Origin of the sequence: Mesorhizobium sp. M0633, assembly GCF_040320645.1 — a bacterium.
In the GTDB taxonomy this organism is placed as follows: domain Bacteria; phylum Pseudomonadota; class Alphaproteobacteria; order Rhizobiales; family Rhizobiaceae; genus Mesorhizobium.
Map to the genome: position 1 here is coordinate 1 of NZ_JAMYQC010000090.1, position 3,887 is coordinate 3,887.

Here is a 3,887-nt window from a genome sequence, read left to right on the forward strand (position 1 = left end):
GCCTTGCTCGCCTCGCCAGGGTTGCCGATCGGCATGGTGGCGGCTTTATCGCCATGGCCTCCGGCGTGGCTTCCACCGGCAAGAGCTGCTCCGGAACTGAGCGCCGTCAAAACGGCCGCTACGATCATACGTTTCATGATGCACTTTCTCTCATTGTAGAGGTTGCGGGGTTCGGTTCTCATCCCTGTTTGCCGTGACCACCGTGCGCTGCCGGGGCCATGTATTCGGGCCGGACGCGCCGTACCTTGTCGGTGACGTTCGACTTATCGAGGCCGAACACCGTCGGCACGTCGTGATCCACCACGTTGGATCGTGTAATGCGACTTGTGGCCATCGATGCCAGTTTCTCGCTTTTCTGGTATCGAGCTCAACATCCACATGGCGCCGACGGGGTGTCGAGCGACATCTCCGAGGATGCTAGGATCTTGTTTCAAACCGAGGTTCGCGCACTCGCGAGCGAAGGCCGTTGCAAGAACGCTATTGCTCGACGACACCATGCGCCACAACATTTTTCATACATTTTTGTAAGGCTTGCGTATGGCTCGTGGCCACCCGCGGGTGGTTGTCGACCTCGATGCAGATCTCTCAGGAACGGAATAGTGGACGACCCAGGCAACCCCGTGTGCGGCAATCTCCCAGCGCCTCAAGCAGACGCGACAGTCAAACATTCGTTTTCATTGATGTCTGGTTCCGCGCGCGCTCTTTTGCCTTTGAAGCATCATTGGATAATTGGATAGACATGCATCCCCGCAAAGAAACTGTGTCAGCCAGCAGCATGTGCCATTTCATAAGCTGACCTTCCGGACTTTGCTTTTGTCATGGCCACGCATGAGAATCACAAAAATGTAAATCGGAGCGAAGGTGCCCGTGAATTCGACCCGATAGCCTGTTGTTGCTGAGCGTCGGAACGCTCACTTTCGACAAGAGGACTGAACCATGAAACACACTATCGGATATGCATTGATTGTCTTCGCCGCAACGACCGGTGTCGCCAACAGCGGCACGAACTCGACAAGCCCGCGCATCGGCGAGGTCTTGCACGGCCATGGATCGACGGGCGAAACCACGAAATCGGCATCCAACCCCGACATATCTTCCCAAGTGCTCGACAATGGCGATATCGAGAAGACTGATTCCCCCTATAACCGAGTCGAAACTGTGAGCCCCTCATCGTGGCAGGGGGGGAGCCCCCGCCAGCGCGCCAGTTGGGCGGGCCGGTAGCAGGACCAACACCGCAGTTCCGCATCTTCCCACGGAGCCAGTGCAGGGCAAACCAGCTGGCAGCGCTGCCGGCTGGTTTGCCCTTTTTATAATTTCGTCTCAAGTGATATGAACAACCGTCTAAGTGACTGACCTCAATTATGGTTACGGGGGAACTCTGTTTCCACAATTAAGCCGGGGCTATTGTCCTTCAGGGAAATTGTCGCGCCATGCATGTCCGATATCGCCTTGACCAGGCTGAGGCCGAGCCCTGTCCCTTCGGTGGTCCGGCTTTTTTCCAGGCGATAGAAGCGTTTGAACACCTTCTGCCGCTCCGCCGCCGGGATGCCCGGTCCGTTGTCGCTGACGATGATTGCACAGCGATTCGCCTGTGTCGTGACACCGATCGCAATCCGGGATCCTCTTTGTGTGTGGCGCATTGCGTTGACGATAAGGTTCACGCACATCTGCTTCAGCAGTTCGGCATCGCCCCATATGAATAAGGCCGTGTTTTGGCTGTCATTGGACAGAACCAGCGAACGCTCGGCGTCTTCCACGATGTGACTATAGATATCGTAGATTTCGGCGACCAATTCCGAAAGGTTCACCCTCGCAAACCGGGAACGGCGTGCGCCGGACTCGATCTGCGAGATGCGCAGCAAGCCCTCGAAGGTGCCGGCTATATGCGAGATTTCGCTCATCGCTTTTTCGATAAGGAATCTCGTGGCCGTTTGGTCTTTGCTTTCGGAAGCGGCCTCAAGCGTTAGAAACAGCCGGCCGACCGGCGTCTTGAGGTCGTGAGCGATGTCGGTCGTTACCTGCGTCATCGCCGCGACACTAGCCTGTAGCTGTGCCAGCGCGACGTTGACCTCAGTTGCCAGCACGTCGATGTCATCGCTGCGCAAGGAGACCGGCAAGCGGGTAGCGAGATCGCCGGCGCCAACGGACTTCATCGCATCCGAGAGTCTAGCGACACGCCGTCTCGTGCGGAACGCCAAAACTGCGCCCGCGCCGAGACCTCCAGCAAGCACGATCGCCGTTCCCCAGCCGAAGCTGATAAGCGCGATGCTGCGCAAGCGATTGGTGTCGTCATAGCTTACGCCGACGGTCAGGTCGTAGCCGTCCAGGTCCTTCCGGTAGAGCCTGAAATTATTGAGCGCCGCCTCGTGGCTTGTCGGTGCGCGTGTGGAAAATCCCGGCGGCACGTTGGAAATGTCAATGTTGCCAGCCAGGAAGTCGCCTTCGGGATCCTTCAGTGTGTATAGCGTCTCCTGTCCCCTGATTGCCGGACCATGGCTTCGGATCATGGCAGCAGCGCCATCGACACCGTTCGCGTCATAAGCGAAAGAAATCTCCCGGAACCGCTCCATCACATGGGAATCCAGCCGCTCGTAAAGGTAGGCGGCGACCATGTTGTAAGCGACGAAATTGGCTCCCAGAAACGAGAGCAGAAACAGGGAGATGTAGAACGCGGCGAGTCGGATGGACGTACTTCTGGCGATACTAGCGTTGGCCATGGATGGAGTAGCCGGTATTGCGTCTATTACGCAGGAGCGGAACATCGAATGGTTTGTCGATCTTCGCCCGCAGTCGGCTGATATGGGTTTCCACCACGGTGCTTTGCGGGTCGAAGTTGAAGTTCCAGATCCGCTCAAGGAGCATGGTCTTCGTCAGTATGCGGCCCTCGTTACGCATGAGGAGTTCAAGCAGCGCGAATTCCCGAGGGAGCAACTCGATCGTCGTTCCGCCGCGGGTGGCGAGGCGGCTGAAGAGATCCAGTTCCAGATCAGCCACCTTCAGCTTTGCCTTTTCGGGGGTGATCGGAGGGCGCCTTTGCAGAGCATTGATCCGAGCCAGGAGTTCGGAGAATGCAAAGGGCTTGATCAAGTAATCGTCCGCACCTGCCTCCAATCCCTCAACTCGATCGTTGACACCGCCCACCGCCGTCAGGAAGATCACTGGGACCTTTCCGCCGGCGCCTCGAAGACCCCGCACGAGCGACAAACCATCGAGGCCTGGCAGCATCCGATCCACAATTGCGACGTCATAGGGCTCGCGCAGTCCGACAAGCAAAGCATCGCGCCCGTCTGTCAGGACATCGACCACATGGCCGGAAGAGCTCAGTCCATTTTCGATGTAACGGCTGATTTGTTCGTCGTCTTCGACTAGAAGAAGTTTCATAATAGCAATCTCTCATCTGGCCTGGCGCGCCAAGCGTTGATGACCTTTTATCCAGTTTGCTTCTGTCAGCGACGCGGACGAAGCGATGTCTCACTGAGGCTTTTCCCGGCGGTTTTTCGGCTCCGCGCCATTAATCGGTGACGCAGCTTTTCCATCAGCCAGGTACTGGGTTTTGATGTCTCAATATCCATAGACTGGATCGAGAACGCGGCTTTGCGAAAGCGCCTCGCAGCTTTCACGAATATTGACCACTTGTAGCGTCATTTGGCGTATCCCTTCATTGTGCCGCAAATCCAGCACAAGGCTGATCCGCGGCGCTCATCACCTCGCAAGCGATCGCGCCGGGATCGCCTGCGAGAGCGGTCAGTTGCGCTTCGGATTGGTTTTCACCCCGCGACGCTGGCCGGGTTACTTGATACCGGTGACCGTGATGCGTCCGTTGACGCGATCGGCTGTGAACTCGATCGCCTGACCCGTTTTGACCTTGTCGAGCAGGCCCTGCTCGG

Annotated in this window: 4 protein-coding genes; 2 read left to right on the forward strand and 2 right to left on the reverse strand. The window is 57.3% G+C overall.

The window, feature by feature from the left end:
- Nucleotides 1–197 (forward strand): hypothetical protein (locus NKI47_RS34605; protein WP_352596267.1); only part of this gene is annotated, 197 nt, incomplete at its 5' end.
- Nucleotides 198–936: 739 nt separating this feature from the next.
- The gene (locus NKI47_RS34610) at nucleotides 937–1,221 is read left to right on the forward strand and encodes a hypothetical protein (RefSeq protein WP_352596270.1); all 285 of its coding nucleotides are present in this window, start codon (nucleotides 937–939) and stop codon (nucleotides 1,219–1,221) included.
- A gap of 134 nt (nucleotides 1,222–1,355) precedes the next feature.
- On the opposite strand, the gene NKI47_RS34615 is transcribed toward NKI47_RS34610, so the two are convergent.
- Entirely contained in the window at nucleotides 1,356–2,717 is a 1,362-nt protein-coding gene (locus tag NKI47_RS34615; protein WP_352596273.1) for a sensor histidine kinase, read from the reverse strand.
- Nucleotides 2,704–3,381 carry a response regulator gene (locus NKI47_RS34620; protein WP_352596276.1) on the reverse strand — a complete coding sequence of 226 codons (678 nt, stop codon included), beginning with the start codon at nucleotides 3,379–3,381 and terminating at the stop codon, nucleotides 2,704–2,706. Before NKI47_RS34620 ends, NKI47_RS34615 begins: the two co-directional genes overlap by 14 nt.
- Nucleotides 3,382–3,887 lie beyond the last annotated feature (506 nt).

Excerpts from the sequence above, each read along its gene's own strand:
- NKI47_RS34610 (WP_352596270.1), top strand. The coding sequence starts at position 937 with ATGAAACACACTATCGGATATGCATTGATTGTCTTCGCCGCAACGACC.
- NKI47_RS34615 (WP_352596273.1), bottom strand. The coding sequence starts at position 2,717 with ATGGCCAACGCTAGTATCGCCAGAAGTACGTCCATCCGACTCGCCGCG.
- NKI47_RS34620 (WP_352596276.1), bottom strand. The coding sequence starts at position 3,381 with ATGAAACTTCTTCTAGTCGAAGACGACGAACAAATCAGCCGTTACATC.